The organism is Streptosporangium sp. NPDC001681 (assembly GCF_040298085.1).
Taxonomy (GTDB): domain Bacteria; phylum Actinomycetota; class Actinomycetes; order Streptosporangiales; family Streptosporangiaceae; genus Streptosporangium.
In genome coordinates this window covers 34853-50002 of the sequence record NZ_JBEOZN010000071.1, presented here as the reverse complement: position 1 = coordinate 50002, position 15150 = coordinate 34853, and the positions used below count along the sequence as shown (strand labels likewise).

General features: G+C 70.6%; 15 protein-coding genes. 13 read left to right on the top strand and 2 right to left on the bottom strand.

Features of this window, described 5'->3' with window-relative positions:
- Positions 1–107 precede the first annotated feature (107 nt).
- Both ABT130_RS28500 and ABT130_RS28495 read right to left on the bottom strand, forming a co-directional pair.
- Positions 108–329, bottom strand: coding sequence for a hypothetical protein (locus ABT130_RS28500; protein WP_350920241.1), 222 nt, complete (start codon positions 327–329; stop codon positions 108–110).
- Positions 330–339: 10 nt separating this feature from the next.
- Positions 340–1473 carry a class I SAM-dependent methyltransferase gene (locus tag ABT130_RS28495; RefSeq protein ID WP_350960306.1) on the bottom strand — a complete coding sequence of 378 codons (1134 nt, stop codon included), beginning with the start codon at positions 1471–1473 and terminating at the stop codon, positions 340–342.
- 182 nt (positions 1474–1655) lie between these two features.
- On the opposite strand from ABT130_RS28495, the gene ABT130_RS28490 reads away from it, so the two are divergent.
- The 13 genes from ABT130_RS28490 to ABT130_RS28430 all read left to right on the top strand — a co-directional run bounded on the left by ABT130_RS28490 (position 1656) and on the right by ABT130_RS28430 (position 15121).
- The gene (locus tag ABT130_RS28490; RefSeq protein ID WP_350920247.1) at positions 1656–2450 is read left to right on the top strand and encodes a maleate cis-trans isomerase family protein; all 795 of its coding nucleotides are present in this window, start codon (positions 1656–1658) and stop codon (positions 2448–2450) included.
- On the top strand, positions 2447–3670 hold the full coding sequence (locus ABT130_RS28485; protein ID WP_350920250.1) for an FAD-dependent oxidoreductase: 1224 nt from the start codon (positions 2447–2449) through the stop codon (positions 3668–3670). Before ABT130_RS28490 ends, ABT130_RS28485 begins: the two co-directional genes overlap by 4 nt.
- On the top strand, positions 3667–5070 hold the full coding sequence (locus ABT130_RS28480; protein WP_350960304.1) for an aldehyde dehydrogenase family protein: 1404 nt from the start codon (positions 3667–3669) through the stop codon (positions 5068–5070). Before ABT130_RS28485 ends, ABT130_RS28480 begins: the two co-directional genes overlap by 4 nt.
- Positions 5067–6518, top strand: a complete 1452-nt coding sequence (locus ABT130_RS28475) for an aldehyde dehydrogenase (protein WP_350920256.1) — start codon at positions 5067–5069, stop codon at positions 6516–6518. The genes ABT130_RS28480 and ABT130_RS28475 overlap by 4 nt, the downstream gene beginning before the upstream one ends.
- On the top strand, positions 6515–7336 hold the full coding sequence (locus tag ABT130_RS28470; protein ID WP_350960301.1) for a VOC family protein: 822 nt from the start codon (positions 6515–6517) through the stop codon (positions 7334–7336). The genes ABT130_RS28475 and ABT130_RS28470 overlap by 4 nt, the downstream gene beginning before the upstream one ends.
- A 122-nt stretch (positions 7337–7458) precedes the next feature.
- The gene (locus ABT130_RS28465; protein WP_350920262.1) at positions 7459–9003 is read left to right on the top strand and encodes an ABC transporter substrate-binding protein; all 1545 of its coding nucleotides are present in this window, start codon (positions 7459–7461) and stop codon (positions 9001–9003) included.
- A gap of 28 nt (positions 9004–9031) precedes the next feature.
- Positions 9032–10027: an ABC transporter permease gene (locus ABT130_RS28460; RefSeq protein ID WP_350920265.1), complete on the top strand. Its 996-nt coding sequence runs from the start codon at positions 9032–9034 to the stop codon at positions 10025–10027.
- Positions 10024–10893 carry an ABC transporter permease gene (locus ABT130_RS28455; protein ID WP_350920268.1) on the top strand — a complete coding sequence of 290 codons (870 nt, stop codon included), beginning with the start codon at positions 10024–10026 and terminating at the stop codon, positions 10891–10893. Before ABT130_RS28460 ends, ABT130_RS28455 begins: the two co-directional genes overlap by 4 nt.
- Positions 10893–11858: an ABC transporter ATP-binding protein gene (locus ABT130_RS28450; protein ID WP_350920271.1), complete on the top strand. Its 966-nt coding sequence runs from the start codon at positions 10893–10895 to the stop codon at positions 11856–11858. Before ABT130_RS28455 ends, ABT130_RS28450 begins: the two co-directional genes overlap by 1 nt.
- The gene (locus ABT130_RS28445; protein ID WP_350960298.1) at positions 11855–12898 is read left to right on the top strand and encodes an ABC transporter ATP-binding protein; all 1044 of its coding nucleotides are present in this window, start codon (positions 11855–11857) and stop codon (positions 12896–12898) included. The genes ABT130_RS28450 and ABT130_RS28445 overlap by 4 nt, the downstream gene beginning before the upstream one ends.
- Positions 12895–13746, top strand: coding sequence for a cupin domain-containing protein (locus ABT130_RS28440; protein WP_350960295.1), 852 nt, complete (start codon positions 12895–12897; stop codon positions 13744–13746). Before ABT130_RS28445 ends, ABT130_RS28440 begins: the two co-directional genes overlap by 4 nt.
- Positions 13743–14819, top strand: a complete 1077-nt coding sequence (locus ABT130_RS28435) for a class I SAM-dependent methyltransferase (RefSeq protein ID WP_350920280.1) — start codon at positions 13743–13745, stop codon at positions 14817–14819. The genes ABT130_RS28440 and ABT130_RS28435 overlap by 4 nt, the downstream gene beginning before the upstream one ends.
- Entirely contained in the window at positions 14816–15121 is a 306-nt protein-coding gene (locus ABT130_RS28430) for a hypothetical protein (RefSeq protein ID WP_350960293.1), read from the top strand. The genes ABT130_RS28435 and ABT130_RS28430 overlap by 4 nt, the downstream gene beginning before the upstream one ends.
- The last annotated feature ends 29 nt before the right edge of the window (positions 15122–15150 follow it).

The following is a 15150-nucleotide window of genomic DNA, read 5'->3' as shown; positions in this document are numbered from 1 at the left end:
GGCCGCCCCGTCGCCCCGCCCCCCGCACATGACCCCGGGGGGGCCCCCCCCCCCCGGCCCCCCCCCGTTTAATCGGGCGGGCGGCATCGGGATGGGGGCGGCCGGACTCAGTCCAGCAGGGGGCTCAGCACACGGGCGACGGTGGCCTCGGCTTCGGCCCACACGCTTTCATCGGTCCCCTCGGTGAGCACGGCCAGCCGGGACCGCACCTGCACCAGCTCGAAAATGAGATTGCAGTTGATTTCCAGTGACGCTTCCATGTCCGGGGTCAGAAATCCGTCGGTCGGCAAATTCACCGCTGCGCCTTTCTCGTCGTCTCGTTCGTTCATTGGTTCGCGCCTACTTACGGGCGGTGAGCAGCGCCCACGGAGTGGACCAAATGTGCCGGTCCACCTTTTCCGGCGCGCCGGGCGGGGCGAAACCGCGCACGGTCACGTCGTCGAAGCCCGCCGCGCGGGCGAAGGAACCGAACTCACGCGCCCGGAAGGCATTGATGTACGGCTCGCCGGTGATCTCGCTGTGGTAGGCGCCGAGCACGTCGCGGAACGGATCGCCGATCAACCTGGTCTCCAGGGCGACGAACACCCCGCCGGGCCGCAGCACCCGCCTGGCCTCACGCATGGCCCCTTCGATGGACGAGAGCGGCATCTCGTGCAGCACCATCGAGACCACCACGAGGTCCGCGCTTCCCTCGGGGCCGGGCAGCGCCTCGGCGTCCGCCTGAACCCAGTCGACGGCCAGTCCCTCCTCGGTCGCCATCTTGCGGCCGAGCCGCAGCACGGGCAGCGACAGGTCCACGCCGGAGACCTGGGCGTCGGGATAGCGGCGGGCCAGGGAGAAGGTGGTCTTGCCGAACCCGCAGCCCACATCGATCACCCGGCGCGGCGCGAGATCCTCGGGGATCGCGGCGGTCAGAGCGTCGTGCAGAGCCGAGGGCGCACGCCGGCCCGCGTGCACGAGACGGGCGCCGAGGGCGTAGACGAGCGCGCCCCGGTCGTCGCGCCAGATGCCGCCGTCCTGGCGGTGGAAGTCGTATCCCGTGTAATACGCGGGCGCCTGGAAGCCCTCCGGCACGGTCAGCGAGCCAAGGTCGTCTTCGCGCTCGTCGAGGAGGTCCGGCCGCTTGGCGAGCCGCTCGTCGGCCATCCGCCCGACCTCCTCCCAGATGCGCAGGTGGATGTAACGATCCATCCAGAGGAAGCGATCGCGGCCCGGCAGCGCGTCGATGACCTCTCGGGCGGCCTCGAAGGACCGCGGCTCGGGGTCGCCGGCGGCCTCGGCGTAACGCTCGGCCAGCCGGGGATAGAGCGTGCTCATCCAATAGCGGCGCAGCCCCAGCAGCGTCGCGGCCCGGGGCACCTCGTGCTCACGCCAATCGAGGAAGTCACTCACCTTCGCCTGCGGCACAGGCACGGGCGGGATCTCGGTCTCGCTGGGCAGCGCCATCTGTCCTCCGATTATCTGCTTCACCATTGTTCCTCTCAGGGGAACAATGCGCTATCCACTCTGCTGGAAACTAACACCGCTTACGGACAGCCCACAACCGGCCCTCGACGACACAGCCACGAATAAGGTGCCCTAATGTCTGGTTATCCTCTACCCAACGCTCGCTCCAGCTGGCAGTATCCATTCCGACCCCGAAAGGAATCGTTCGAGTGAGTGGAACAGCTGACGGACTCGCGGAGGCACCTGCGCGAGTCGGCGTCGTGGTCCCTCCCGGCAACCCCTCGGCCGAACCCGAGATCACCGGCCTGCTCCCCCGATCGCTCATCACCCACACGGCCAGGTTGCCGGTGCACGACGGGGTGGACCTGCGGACGCGCCTGTCGCGCTACAACGACGACCACACCGGGACGCTGGCCTCCTTCGGAGGCCTGCCGCTGCGCGCGGCGCTGCTGGCCTGCACCGGGTCCTCCTATCCGCTGGGACCGGACGGTGACGCCCGGCTCTGCTCCGACCTGTCCGCGCGCCACGGCTTTCCGGTGTTCACCGCCGCGTCCTGTGTGCTGGCCGCCCTGACCGCGCTCGGCGCGCGGTCGCTCCTCCTGGTCTCGCCGTACCCCGCCTGGCTCACCGAGCAGTGCGCCGGATTCCTGCGGGAGGCCGGCCACCAGGTGAACGACGTCCTGCCCATTCCGGGCAGTGGCGCGATCTACGACCTGACCGGCGAGGACGTCCGCCGCGTCATCGACGCCGTACGGCCGGGCCGGGCCGACGCGGTCCTCGTCGCCGGAACGGGCGCGCCAAGCCTCGCGGCGATGGACGCGGCGGCCGGGAAGCTGAGCGTTCCGGTCCTATCGTCCAATCTCTGCGGCGCGTGGTGGCTCGCGTCCTCCGCCGGCGCGAGCGAGGAACTGCGCGAGTCGCCGAGCCCGGCGATGCGCAGGCTCACCGCCGACGCCGTCCTCCCCCAGCTTGCCGGAACCTCCAGGAGAGGCCCCTCAGCATGATCAGTCAAGATGCTCCGGTGATCGTCGTCGGTGGTGGTCCCGTCGGGCTGACCACCGCCGTGGCGCTGGCCACGCATGACGTGCCCGTCGTGCTCCTGGAGTCGGGCGACGGGTCGGTGCGCGCGGAATGGCGCGGTTCCACCCTGCATCCGCCGACGCTCGAACTGCTCGACGAGATCGGCCTCACGCCGGAGATCCTGTCCGGCTCGACGCGAGTCGACCGGGTGCAGCATCGCGACCTGGAGTTCGACGAGGTCGTCGAGTTCGACTTCGGCCTGCTCGAAGGACGCACGCCCTACCCCTTCCGCACGCAGTTCGAGCAGTACAAGATGCTGCGCCTGCTCGGCGACCGGGCAGCACGGGCCGACGAGGTGGACCTCAGGTTCCGCCACACGGTGCGCGAGATGCGGCAGGACGACAACGGCGTGACGGTGACGGCCGACACCCCGGATGGGCGGGTCGAACTGCGCGCGGCCTTTCTGGTCGCGGCCGACGGCAGCCACAGCGCCCTGCGCAAGCACGCCGGCATCGGTTTCCCCGGCGTCACGCTCGACACACAGAGCATCGTGGTGGCCAGCCCGTTCCCGTTCGAGCGGGTGGTCAAAGACGTGGCTCCGGTGAGCTACTGGAGCGGCCCGTCGGGACGGCTCTCGCTGATCAGGACCCCCGACGTCTGGCGGTTGGCGGTGTCCGCGCCCGGAGAGCAGGGCGGCAGCACCACCGACCCGCATCCGGCGGTCCGCACCGGCCTCGGCCTGCTGACCGGCGCGGCCGGGGACGTCGAGCTGATCCAGCACCAGACCTACCGCAGTCACCAACGGGTCGCCGAGACCTTCCACCTCGGACGGCTGCTGCTGGTCGGCGACGCCGCGCACCTCAACAGCACCACGGGCGGCATGGGCCTGAACTCCGGCGTGCACGACGCGTTCGAGGCGGCCGACCGGCTGGTCCCGGTGATCCGCTCGGGAGCAGACGCGGATGAGGCCGCCGCCACGTACGGCGCGGCACGGCGGGCCGCCGCGATGGAATTCGTGCAGCCCCTCACCCATGAGGGCGCGATAAGGCTCGCCCAGCGCGACCCCGCCAAGCGCCGGCAGCGGCTGGCCGAGCTGGCCGAGATCGCCGCCGACGAGGACCGCTCCCGCGCCCATGTGATGGCCGCGAGCATGCTCACCGCTCCGCTGCCGGAGCGCGTACGGAAGGGATTGACCGCTCGATGAGCAAGATCTACAGCCCGATCGACGGACAGGTCATCGGCGACGTCGCGCCCGGCGACGCCGAGGTCGCGCTGAGCGCGGCGGCCCGAGCGCTGCCCGGCTGGCGCGGCATGCCGGCGAGTGAGCGGGGACGGCTGCTGGTCGAGGTCGGCCGCCGGATGCGCGCGCGGGTCGAGGAGGTCGCCCAGTTGGAGACACTCAACACCGGCAAGCTCCTGAGCGACACGCGACGCGAGGCAGAGCGGGCCGCGGCCTGCTTCGAGTATTACGGCGGCTATGCCGACAAGGTGACCGGCACGGTCATCCCGGTGCCCGGCCCGTTCCACACCTATACCGTGCGGGAGCCGTACGGCATCGCGGTGGGGATCATCCCCTGGAACGTTCCCTATTTCTTCGCGGCCAAGAAGCTGGCCCCGGCGCTGGCGTTCGGCAACGTCAGCATCGTCAAGCCGGCGGAGGAGACGCCGCTGACCGCGCTGGTGCTGGCCGGCATCCTGGCCGAGGTGCTACCCGAGGGCGTCGGGCAGATCCTGCCCGGCGGGGCCGACGTCGGGCGGGCCCTGGTGGGCGACGAGCGGACCGACCTGGTGGTGTTCACCGGATCCCATCCGGCGGGCCGCGCGGTGGCGCAGGCCGCCGCTGGGCATTTCGCGCCCTCGGCGCTGGAGCTCGGCGGCAAGTCGCCCCAGCTCGTGTTCGCCGACGCCGACCTGGACGCGGCTCTTGAAGGGGTACTCGGCGGGATCTTCGGAGCGTGCGGCCAGATGTGCGTGGCGGGGTCAAGGGTCTACGTCGAGGAACCGGCATACGCTGATTTCGTCGACCGACTGGCGGCGCGGACGAGCGTCCTGCGGGTAGGCGACCCGCGTGAGCCCGGCACCCAGGTGGGGCCGCAGGTGACTCTGCCTCAGGCGGAAAAAACGCTGGGCTACATCGATGAGGGCCGTGCGGGCGGGGCGCGCCTGGTCGCGCAGGGCGCGACGCCGGACGACCCCCGGCTCAGGAACGGCTTCTACGTCCCGCCGACCGTGTTCGCCGACGTCGCGCCGGACGCACCGCTGCTGACCGATGAGATTTTCGGACCCGTGGTGTCGGTGGCGCCCTTCCACGGCGAACGCCAGGCGGTCGAACTGGCCCACCGCACGCGGTTCGGGCTGGCCGCCGGGGTGTGGACGCGCGACGTCGGCCGTGCCCACCGGATGGCGGCCGAACTGCGCGTCGGCACGGTCTGGATCAACACCTACCGGATCCTGTCCGACCTGGTGCCGTTCGGCGGCGTCGGCCGGTCGGGGTTCGGCCACGAGAACGGAACGGAGGCGGTCAACCTGTACACCAGGCCCAAGAGCGTGTGGACGTCGATGGAGCCGGGCATGCCCGCCGCCTACCTCACGGAGGCACGATGAGCACCTTCTACCGGCACGACCACCTGTTCATCGGCGGCAGGCGGGTCGCGCCGATCTCGGATGAAACGGTCGAGGTGATCTCTCCCTCCACCGAGGAACCGGTGGGCCGTGTCCCGTGCGCCGGGCGCGATGACGTGGACGCGGCGGTGGCCGCGGCCCGCGCCGCCTTCCGGGACCCGGACGGGTGGCGCACCTGGCCCGCCGGGGAACGGGCGGCGGCCCTTGACCGGCTGGCGGGGCTGCTCGACGAGCGGATCGACGAGCTGACCACGCTGCTCGCCTGGGAGACCGGACGACCCGTGGGCGGGAGACGGGCTTCCACGCTGCGGGGCAGCGAGCTGCTGCGCTACTACGCCGAGGTGATCCGCACCCTGGTGACCGAGGAGCGGCGGGCCGCCCCCGAGGCCACCTCACCGATCCGGCACTCCATCGTGCGCCGCGAGCCGATCGGGGTGACCGCCGCGATCACCCCCTACAACGGGTCGCTGACCCTGCCGATGTACAAACTCGCCCCGGCCCTCGCCGCGGGTGGAACGGCGGTGTTCAAGCCGCCGCCGCAGGCGCCGCTGGAGTCCTACCTCCTGGCCGAGGCGGTCGCGGCCTCGGGGATTCCGGACGGCGTGCTCAACATCGTGCCCGGCGACGCCAGGACCGGTGAGTGGCTGGTCACCCACCCGGGAATCGACAAGATCGGCTTCACCGGGTCGACGGCGGCCGGGCGGCGCATCGCCGAACTGGCGGGGCGCGCCCTTAAACCGGTGACGCTGGAGCTGGGTGGCAAGTCGGCGGCCGTCCTGCTGGAGGACGCCGACCTGTCGGCCTTCGTCGGCTCGCTCGGCGTGCTCGGCTTCCTGTTCAGCGGCCAGAACTGCTTCATCCACAGCCGGATCCTGGCCCCCCGGCGAAGATATGCCGAGGTGGTGGAGGCCGTCACGGCGTTCGCGGCCGGACTGGCGGTCGGCGACCCGTTCGACCCGGCGACCCGGGTCGGCCCGTTGATCACCGCCGAACATCGGGACCGGGTCGCCTCCTATGTGCGCTCGGGACTCGACGAGGGCGCCAGACTGACCACGGGAGGTGGCGCGCCGGACCGGCCGGGCTGGTATTTCGAGCCCACGGTGTTCGCCGACGCGACCAACGACATGCGGATATGCCAGGAGGAGATCTTCGGCCCGGTGCTGGCGGTCATCCCCTATGACACCGAGGAGGAGGCTCTCACACTCGCGGGCGACTCCGACTTCGGCCTGGCCGGATCGGTCTGGACCGCGGACGAGGAACGCGGCGTGGCCCTGGCCTCCCGGATGGACAGCGGGTCGGTGGGCGTCAACGGCTTCGGCTTCAACACCGCGGCCCCGTTCGCCGGGCGGCGCGGCAGCGGGCTCGGCGTGGAGCTCGGCGTGGAGGCCCTGGCCTCCTACCTGCGCTTCCAGGCGGTGCACCTCCTGTGAGCGCGGGCCCGATCGTCCGGGTGACCGTCGGGGTGCCCGATCCCCCGACGGCGGCCGGACGTTACCTCGCCGCGTTCGGCTGGACCGTGCGGCCGGATGGAGAACGAGACAGGATCACCGTGGGCCCACCCGGCGGCCAGGGCGGCGACGTGCGGCTCGTCCGGACTGAGGGCAGCCCGCCGGCACCGTTCACGACGTACGGCTGGGCCGCGCTCGAACTGGCCGTGCGCGACGTGGACCAGGCAGTGCTCGACGCCGAACGCGCGGGCTTCACGGTGCTCGTCCCGCCGCTGCGGCTGGGCACGCTGCCGTTGCGCGCGGCCCAGCTCGCCGGTACCGGCGGGGAGGGGGTGTACCTCACCCAGATCCTCGGTGAGGTGCCCGGGTTCGCGCTGCCCCGGCAACGGGATCCGGTGGACGGGGTGTTCATCGCGGTACTGGCGACCCCGGACCTCGAAGAGAGCCGGCGGGTGGTGGAGTCGCGGCTCGGCGCGGTCCGGGCCAGCGACCGGCGGGCCCGCATCCAGGTGCTCAACCACGCCTTCGGCCTGCCCGATACCACCGAGCACCGGCTGAGTTCGGTACGGCTGGCCGAGCGGGCCGCCATCGAGATCGACGAGTATCCCGGGACCGCGCGACCCCGGGCCGCACCCCGGTCGGGGCCGGTCCCCGGGATGGGCGTGGTGACGGTGCGCGGCGCCGAGCCCGCAGCCTTCGCCCTGCCGTACGGCGGGCTGGTGGAGGTGGAGCCGACGACGCACATTTATCGGACCCCTGTCTCACATAAGGAAACGATCCGGCCTCATCCCTTGACCTGACGGGAAGAACTCGGCAATCCTTTTCGCTAATCGGGACAACGTTCCTTCTATAGGAACAGCTTCTGTTATGGAACACGGGGCCGCCTTCTCAGGCGGCGACCATGAAAACGTAGGGACACGGTGTGAACAACCACCGACTCGGCATCGCAATCGCCGCGGGCGCGGCACTGCTCCTGTCCAGCGCCTGTTCGTCCGGTTCGACCGACGGCGGGACCCCGGCCTCGGGCGGCGGGAAGACACAGACGCTGCGGGTCGGCGTGGCGTCGCTGGCTCCAGGACAGGGCAATCCCTTCACCGCCACCGGCAGCCCGAGCATTTACACGTGGTCCGCGATCTTCGACGCGCTCACCCTCGTGGATGCCAAGGGCACAGTACAGTCCGCGCTGGCAACGTCCTGGGAACAGGTCGAGCCGACCCGCTGGCGGTTCACGTTGCGCGAGGGCGTGAAGTTCTCCAACGGCGAGGTGTTCGACGCCTCAGCCGTCATCGCGACGATCGACCACGTGAACAGCGAGGCCGCCCGATCCACTCCGGTGGGCGTCGACCTGATGAACGTCTCCGGAGCCAAGGCCGTGGACCCCCGCACCGTGGAGGTGACGACGGCCAAGCCGGACCCGATCCTGCCCAAGGTCCTGTCCGAGCTCTACATCGTCGCACCCAAGGCGTGGCAGCAGGACCCCAAGGCGTTCGCGAACGCGCCGGTCGGCACCGGGTCGTTCAAGGTGGACTCGATCACTCAGAACCGCTGGGAGCTGTCGGCCAACCCCGACTCCTGGCGCAAGCCCAAGGTGGACAAGCTCCAGGTCATCAAGCTGCCCGACGCCGCCGCCAGGCTCCAGGCGCTGCAGTCGGGACAGATCGAGGTGGCGATCCAGCTCAACCCCGACCAGATCGAGCAGGTGCGCGCCGCGGGCGGCACCCCGCAGACCGACCCCGCGCCGCAGGTCATGTCCCTGGCGTTCTACCAGACGAAGTCCGGTTCCAAGGTGGCCGACCAGAAGCTGCGCCAGGCGCTGAACTACGCGGTCGACAAGCAGGCCATCGTCACCAACCTGACCGGCGACCTGGCCAAGGTGACCGGGCAGGGCGCGTCGGAGTCGACCTTCGGCTACGACCCGCAGACCCAGCCCTATCCGTACGACCCGGAGAAGGCCAAGGAACTGCTCAAGGAGGCCGGGCACGACAAGGGGCTGAGCCTCACCGCCGACGTGGTCGTGGGCTCCTATCCGGCGGACGACCAGCTCTACCAGGCGGTCGCCGCCGACCTCGCCAAGGTCGGTGTCACGCTCACCCTGCGGCAGATGACCTTCGCCGAGTGGCTGGAGAAATACCAGACCAACGGCTGGAGCGGCGACATGTTCGGCCTGTCGTGGAACTCGGCCCCCTGGATGGACGCCATCCGCGCCTACCGCATCTTCTCCTGCGCCAAGGCCACCGCCTTCTTCTGCGACAAGAGCGTCATGCCGCTGATCGAGCAGGCGAACAACGAGTTCGACGAGGCCAAGCGGCTGTCCACACTCCAGGAGCTGGCGCGGAAGGTGCACGACAACCCGCCGTCCCTCTATCTGGTGCAGCAGACCGACGTCAACGCCACCGCCAAGGGCGTACAGGGCTATCTCAACGACAGCCGGTTCATCCACTACGAGCAGATGACCGTCGGCGGCTGAGCGCCGACACCGAAAGGAGGTGCCGCCGATGGCCGAGCAGGCACTCACCACCCCACCCGCCGCGACGGCGGCCTCGACCGGGCTCACCGTGGCCCGCCGGATCCTCCGTACCGTCGGACCTCGTCTCATCCAGGTCGTGGTCCTGATCATGGTCGTTTCGACCGCGCTGTTCTTCCTGCTGCGGCTCACCGGAGATCCGGCCCGCATCCTGGCCGGCGAGGACAGCTCGCCGGAGACGCTGGAGCAGGTGCGCGCGCAATACGGCCTCGACCGCCCGCTGGTCATGCAATATGCCACGTTCATCGGCAACATGCTGCTGCTGGACTTCGGCAGCTCGCTGTCCACCGGCGAACCCGCCCTCGACCTGGTGCTGCGCCAGCTCCCGCCCACGCTGGAGCTGGCCGCCCTGGCCACCATCGTCAACATGCTCATCGCCATCCCGATCGGGAGCTGGCTCGGGGCCCGGTCGCAGACCGGGCCCCGGCGGCTGGTGAACGGCCTCACCAGCATCGCCCAGGGCATCCCGGCCTACATCGTCGGGCTGCTGCTCATCCAGATCTTCGCCGTCTGGCTCGGCGTGCTCCCCTCGGTGTCGGGCGGGGGCGGCCTGGAGTGGATACTGCCCTCCCTGACCCTCGCCGCGTTCCTGTCGCCCCAGCTCATCCGGGTCTCGGCGGCGAACGTGTCGGAGTCGATGAATCAGGACTATGTCCGTACCGCCCGCGCCACCGGCGCCGGCCCGACCACCCTGCTGGTACGGCATGTGCTCCCCAACGCCCTGCTGGCCACCACAGCCCTGCTCGGCGCCCAGTTCGCCTACATGATGTCCGGTTCGATGATCACAGAATTCCTCTTCTCCTGGCCGGGTCTCGGCCTGCTGCTCGTCAACTCCGTGACGCACCTGGACTTCCCCGTCGTCCAGGCGTCGGTCTGCGTCGTGGCATTGCTCGTCTTCGCCGTCAACGTCGTCATGGACTCGATCTTCCAGATCGCCGATCCCCGACTGCGCCGGGGCCGGGCATGAGCGCCCCCTCCGCCGCGGAACCGCGCGGCCTGCTGCGCCGCCGCCCCGGCCGGGGCTCGCCACTCTCCCTGGCCGTGGGAGTCGGGATGTGCGCCGTCCTCGTCCTGCTGGCCCTCACCCATCGGATGCTGGAGCCGCACGACCCGGGCGCCTCCGAGCTGGCCCGCCGGCTGCTCGCTCCCGGCGGCGACCACCTGCTCGGCACCGACCAGCTCGGCCGCGACGTGCTGTCCCGGGTGCTCGCCGGCACCTCCTGGTCCCTCGGCATAGGCATGGTCGCCACCACGCTCGGGGCCGTCACCGGCACGATGATCGGCGTCGGGGCGGGCTGGTCGCACGGCTGGGTCCGGGTCGTGCTGACCCGTGCCGTCGACATCGGTATCTCCTTTCCCTATCTGGTCACCGCGATCACCGTCATCGCCGTGGTCGGGCACGGCTTCTGGCCACTGGCGCTGACACTCGGCCTGGTGAGCTGGCCGACCTTCGCCCGCGTGGTCTACGCCGAGACCCTGGGCCTCGCCAAGCGCGAATATGTCACCGCCGCCCGGCTCATCGGCGTCGGACGCCTGGCCTCGGTCTTCTCCCATGTGCTCCCGGCGCTGCGGCCCACGCTTCAGGTGATGGCCGCCTTCATGTTCGCCGACATGCTCATCGCGGAGAGCAGTCTGTCCTTCCTCGGCCTCGGCGCCCCGCTCGGAGTGCCCACCTGGGGGAACATGCTGGCCGAGAGCAAGTCCTATCTGGCGACCTCCCCCTGGCTGATGCTCGCGCCCGCCGCGGCCACCGTGGCCTCGGTGCTGGCGGCCAATCTGCTCGGTGACGGGCTGACCGCTCGCGACCGGCTCAAGAACACGCGGGCGGGATAATGAACGAGACCACACGAGCGGTCGCGAGCGTCAGAGACCTGCGGGTCGCCTTCGCCACGGCCACCGGCTGGCGCGAGGTGGTGCGGGGCGTGTCCCTGCGCATCGAGCCCGGTGAGCGCGTGGCCCTGGTCGGCGAGTCAGGCTCGGGCAAGACGATGCTGGGGCTGAGCCTGCTCGGCCTGCTCCCCGAACACGCCCGGGTCACCGGTTCGGTGCAGATCTCCGGCACCGAGCTGGTCGGGGCGGCCGAACCCGCCCTCCGGCGCATGCGCGGCAAGGACACCGCCATGGTGTTCCAGGACCCGCTGACCTCGCTCAACCCGGTACGCACCATCGGATCCCAACTCGTCGAGGCGGTCCGCCGCCACCAGCGGATCGGCAAACGCGCCGCCGCCGACGCGGTCGTGGCCACCCTGTCCGCGGTCGGCGTACCCGCCCCCGCCGACCGGATGACCGCCTATCCTCACCAGCTGTCCGGCGGGCTTCGCCAACGCGTCGTCATCGCACTGGCCCTGGTGAACAGGCCCAGTCTGATCATCGCCGACGAGCCCACCACCGCCCTGGACGCCACCATCCAGGCCCAGATCCTCGACGTGCTGCGAACCACCCTCGGGGACACCTCGCTGCTGCTGATCACCCACGACCTGGCCGTCGCCGCAGAGGTGTGCGACCGGGTACTGGTGGCCTATGCCGGCAAGCTCGTCGAACAGGGCCCCACCCGGGAGATCCTGCGCCGGGCCCGCCACCCCTACGCCCGGGGGCTGATCGCCGCCGTGCCGCGGTTCGACCCCTCGCGGGCCGAACTGCGGCCGATCCCCGGCAGCCCGCCGACCTCGGCGGAACGACCCGAGGGCTGCTGGTTCGCCCCGAGATGCCCCCATGCCGACGAGACCTGCCTCGGCCAGGAACCTCCCGAGATCGACGGCGTGATGTGCTGGCGACCGCTTGAGGAGGACGCCCGATGACCCCAGAACCTGCTTCCGGCACGACCCCTGACCTGGACCGGGCTCCCGCTTCGGATGTGCTGCTGTCCGCACGGGACGTGAGCGTCACCTTCCTCAGCGGCGGACGGCCGCTGCGCGCCGTGGACGGGGCGAGCCTCGACCTGCGCCGCGGCGAGACGGTCGCGCTCGTCGGGGAGTCCGGTTCCGGCAAGACAACTCTCGCACTGACCATGATGGGCGGTCACCGGCCCGAACACGGCCAGATCATATTCGACGGGCAGGATGTCACCGGCCTGTCCGAACGCCGGATGCGCCCCTTCCGGCGCAGGGTCCAGATGGTGTTCCAGGACCCCTACGCGAGCCTCGATCCGAGGATGAACGTGGAACGCATCGTGGGCGAGCCACTGCGCGCCCACGGCCTGGCCTCCCGGGCGCACCGCCGCGAGCGGGTACTCGCCCTCCTGGGACAGGTCGGTCTACCGCCCGACGCCCTCGACCGGCGGCCGGCGCAGTTCTCCGGCGGGCAGCGGCAGCGCATCGCCATCGCCCGCGCCCTGGCCTTGGAACCGGACGTGCTGGTGGCCGACGAACCGGTGTCGGCTCTGGACGTGTCGATCCAGGCACAGATCATCAACCTGCTGCGCGCCCTCCAGCGCGAGAGAACGATGTCATATCTCATCGTCTCGCACGACCTGGCGCTGGTGCACCACCTGGCCGACCGCGTGGCCGTGATGTACCTCGGCCGGATCGTCGAACAGGCATCCTGCGACGAACTGGTGAGCGCCCCCCTGCACCCTTACACCGCCGCGCTGCTGTCGGCCGCTCCCTCGCTGGGCCGCACCGGCGCGCGGGAGCGGATCGTGCTGCCGGGCAGCCCGCCGTCGCAGTTCGACCTGCCCCCCGGCTGCGCTTTCCACCCGCGCTGCCCGATCGCCCGGCCGCGCTGCCGCGTTGAGTCGCCCGAGCCGGTCACCGACGCCACGGGGCGCGAGGTCGCCTGCTTCCATCCCGGTGAGCTGCCGGGCCCCCGGCTGTTCGACTCTTCGGAGGTCACGACGTGAACCGTCCTTTCATCGAGTTCCTGCAGACCCAGCGCCTCGCGTGGAGCGGCGCGGGGGGAGTCAGGGAAGGCGCGGAGGTGCGCGAGCTGAGCCGCGACGCCGCCACCGGGGCTTGCAGCACGCTGGTGCGCTATCCGGCCGGATGGCGCAGGGAACGGGACGAGGCGCTGGACACCGATGAGGAGTTCTTCGTCCTCTCCGGGTCGCTGCGGATCGGCGAGGTGGACTACGGGCGTTACTCCTACGGCCACCTGCCCTCCGGCTACCATCGGGCGGGCATGTCCTCACCGGCGGGCGCGGTGGTGCTGACGTTCTTCGCCGCCGAGGCGCACGCCATCCCCACCTCAAGCCACTTGCCCACGCTCGTGAGCGAGCGGGTCGTCGAGCGTATCGACGCGCTCGACGGAGCGTGGGGCGGCGGCTTCCACCCCGAGTTCCCGCCGGGGGCCGGCCGCAAATGGCTGCGCCGTGACCCGGTGACCGGGGACGAGACCTGGGTTCTCGGCACAATGCCGCTGCGCCAGGGGCAGAAGGCGGAGCGGCATCCAGTCGTGGAGGAGATGTTCCTGCTCTCCGGCGAACTGGTCGGGCATCTGGGGATCATGCGTCCGGGCGCCTACTTCTGGCGTCCTCCCGAAGAGTGGCACGGGCCGTTCGGCTCGCTCACCGGCAACCTCATGCTGTTCCGCACGGTCGGCGGACCGCTGAGCACCGAATATCACACCGAACGCGGCGACTTCTGCTGGGAGCCCGAGCACCGCCCGATCCTGCCGCCTCACCTACGCGACCTGCCTTCGCCCGAGGAACCCTCGAAGACAGATGACCTTCCCCTGACCGGAGGTGAATGATGCTCGACGTAGAGGAGCATCTCAGCCTGGACGAACGTTCGGCTGTCGACTTCGTCGGCGGGCTGCGCGCCCGCTGGGCCCACGAACTCTATCCACGCCTCGCCGCCGACGCCCGCGGCGGTGACGGCGCCGGCGATGTCACCACCCTCGCCGGCGCGACCTCGGCGCTGCGCCGGTCCCCGCTCTATCCGTGGTTCGCCCACCTGGAACGCCAGCAGCAGAAGATGCTGTGGCGCGCCGCGGGCGACGCGGTACTGCGCCTGAGGAAGGAACTGTCCAGCGGTCTCGACGTGCCCGGATCGCCGGAACTCGACCCGGGGCTCAGCCTGCCCGACTGGTATACCGACGTCGACATCCATCTGCAGCCCGGCTCGTTCTTCGCCGCCGACGCCTCGGCGTTCATCTATGAACTGGGCGCCCGCGTGGTGATGCTGCGAGACAACGACGGCTACAAGTTCCACCGCCTGTTCGCCGAGACCGCGCTGCCCGACCTGCCGGGGGCAGCCCGGGTCGTCGACATCGGCTGCGGATTCGGCAAGAGCACCCGCCCGCTGGCGGCGAAGTACCCTGACGCGGAGATCGTCGGCATCGACCTGTCGGCCCCCAACCTGCGCCTCGCGCACGCCCAAGCGGTCTCGGCGGGCCTTTCCCTTCGCTACCGGCAGGCCTTCGGGAGCGCCACCGGTCTGGAGAACGGCTCCGCCGACCTGGTCACGGGGACGATGGTGCTGCACGAGATGCCCGGCGCGGAGATCGCGGCGACGCTGGCCGAGGCCGCCAGGCTGCTCCGCCCCGGCGGATCGGTGCGCTTCCTGGAGTTCTGGCCCACCGGCGACCCGGTGCGCGACGCCACCGTCTATGAGCACGCCGAACGCAACAACGAACCGTACTTCCGCGACCTGTTCGGGATCGACACGGCACGCGTCTGCGCCGAGGCGGGGCTGACCGGCGCCCGCTGGACGCCCTTCGACGAGCGGGAACGCGGTCTGCTGTCCGGTGACAGGCCGGAGCGCCGGGAATGGTTCTTCCCCTGGGCCGTGCTGTGCGCGGAGAAGCCGGAGACGACGGTATGACGGAGATCCACTACTTCGACGACCCGCACACCGACCGGCTGGTGTCGCTGGTCTGGCAACTCGCCCAGGAACTGCACGTCACGCGGCAGCGGGTGCTCGCCCTGGAGGAGCTGCTGACGGAGGGCGGAGCCATCCGGGCGGGGGCCGTCGACGGCTATCGCCCGGCGGGAGAGGCCAGGGAGCGCTTGGCATCGGACGGGAACGCCCTTCTCGACCGCCTGACACGCGTCATCACCGAGGCGGATGATCATCGGATGCCCCTCCGTGACCAGTATATTGATCGACTCTTGGCCAACGGGTGACGGTGAGGGCGCCGATGACTTCCAGCGCG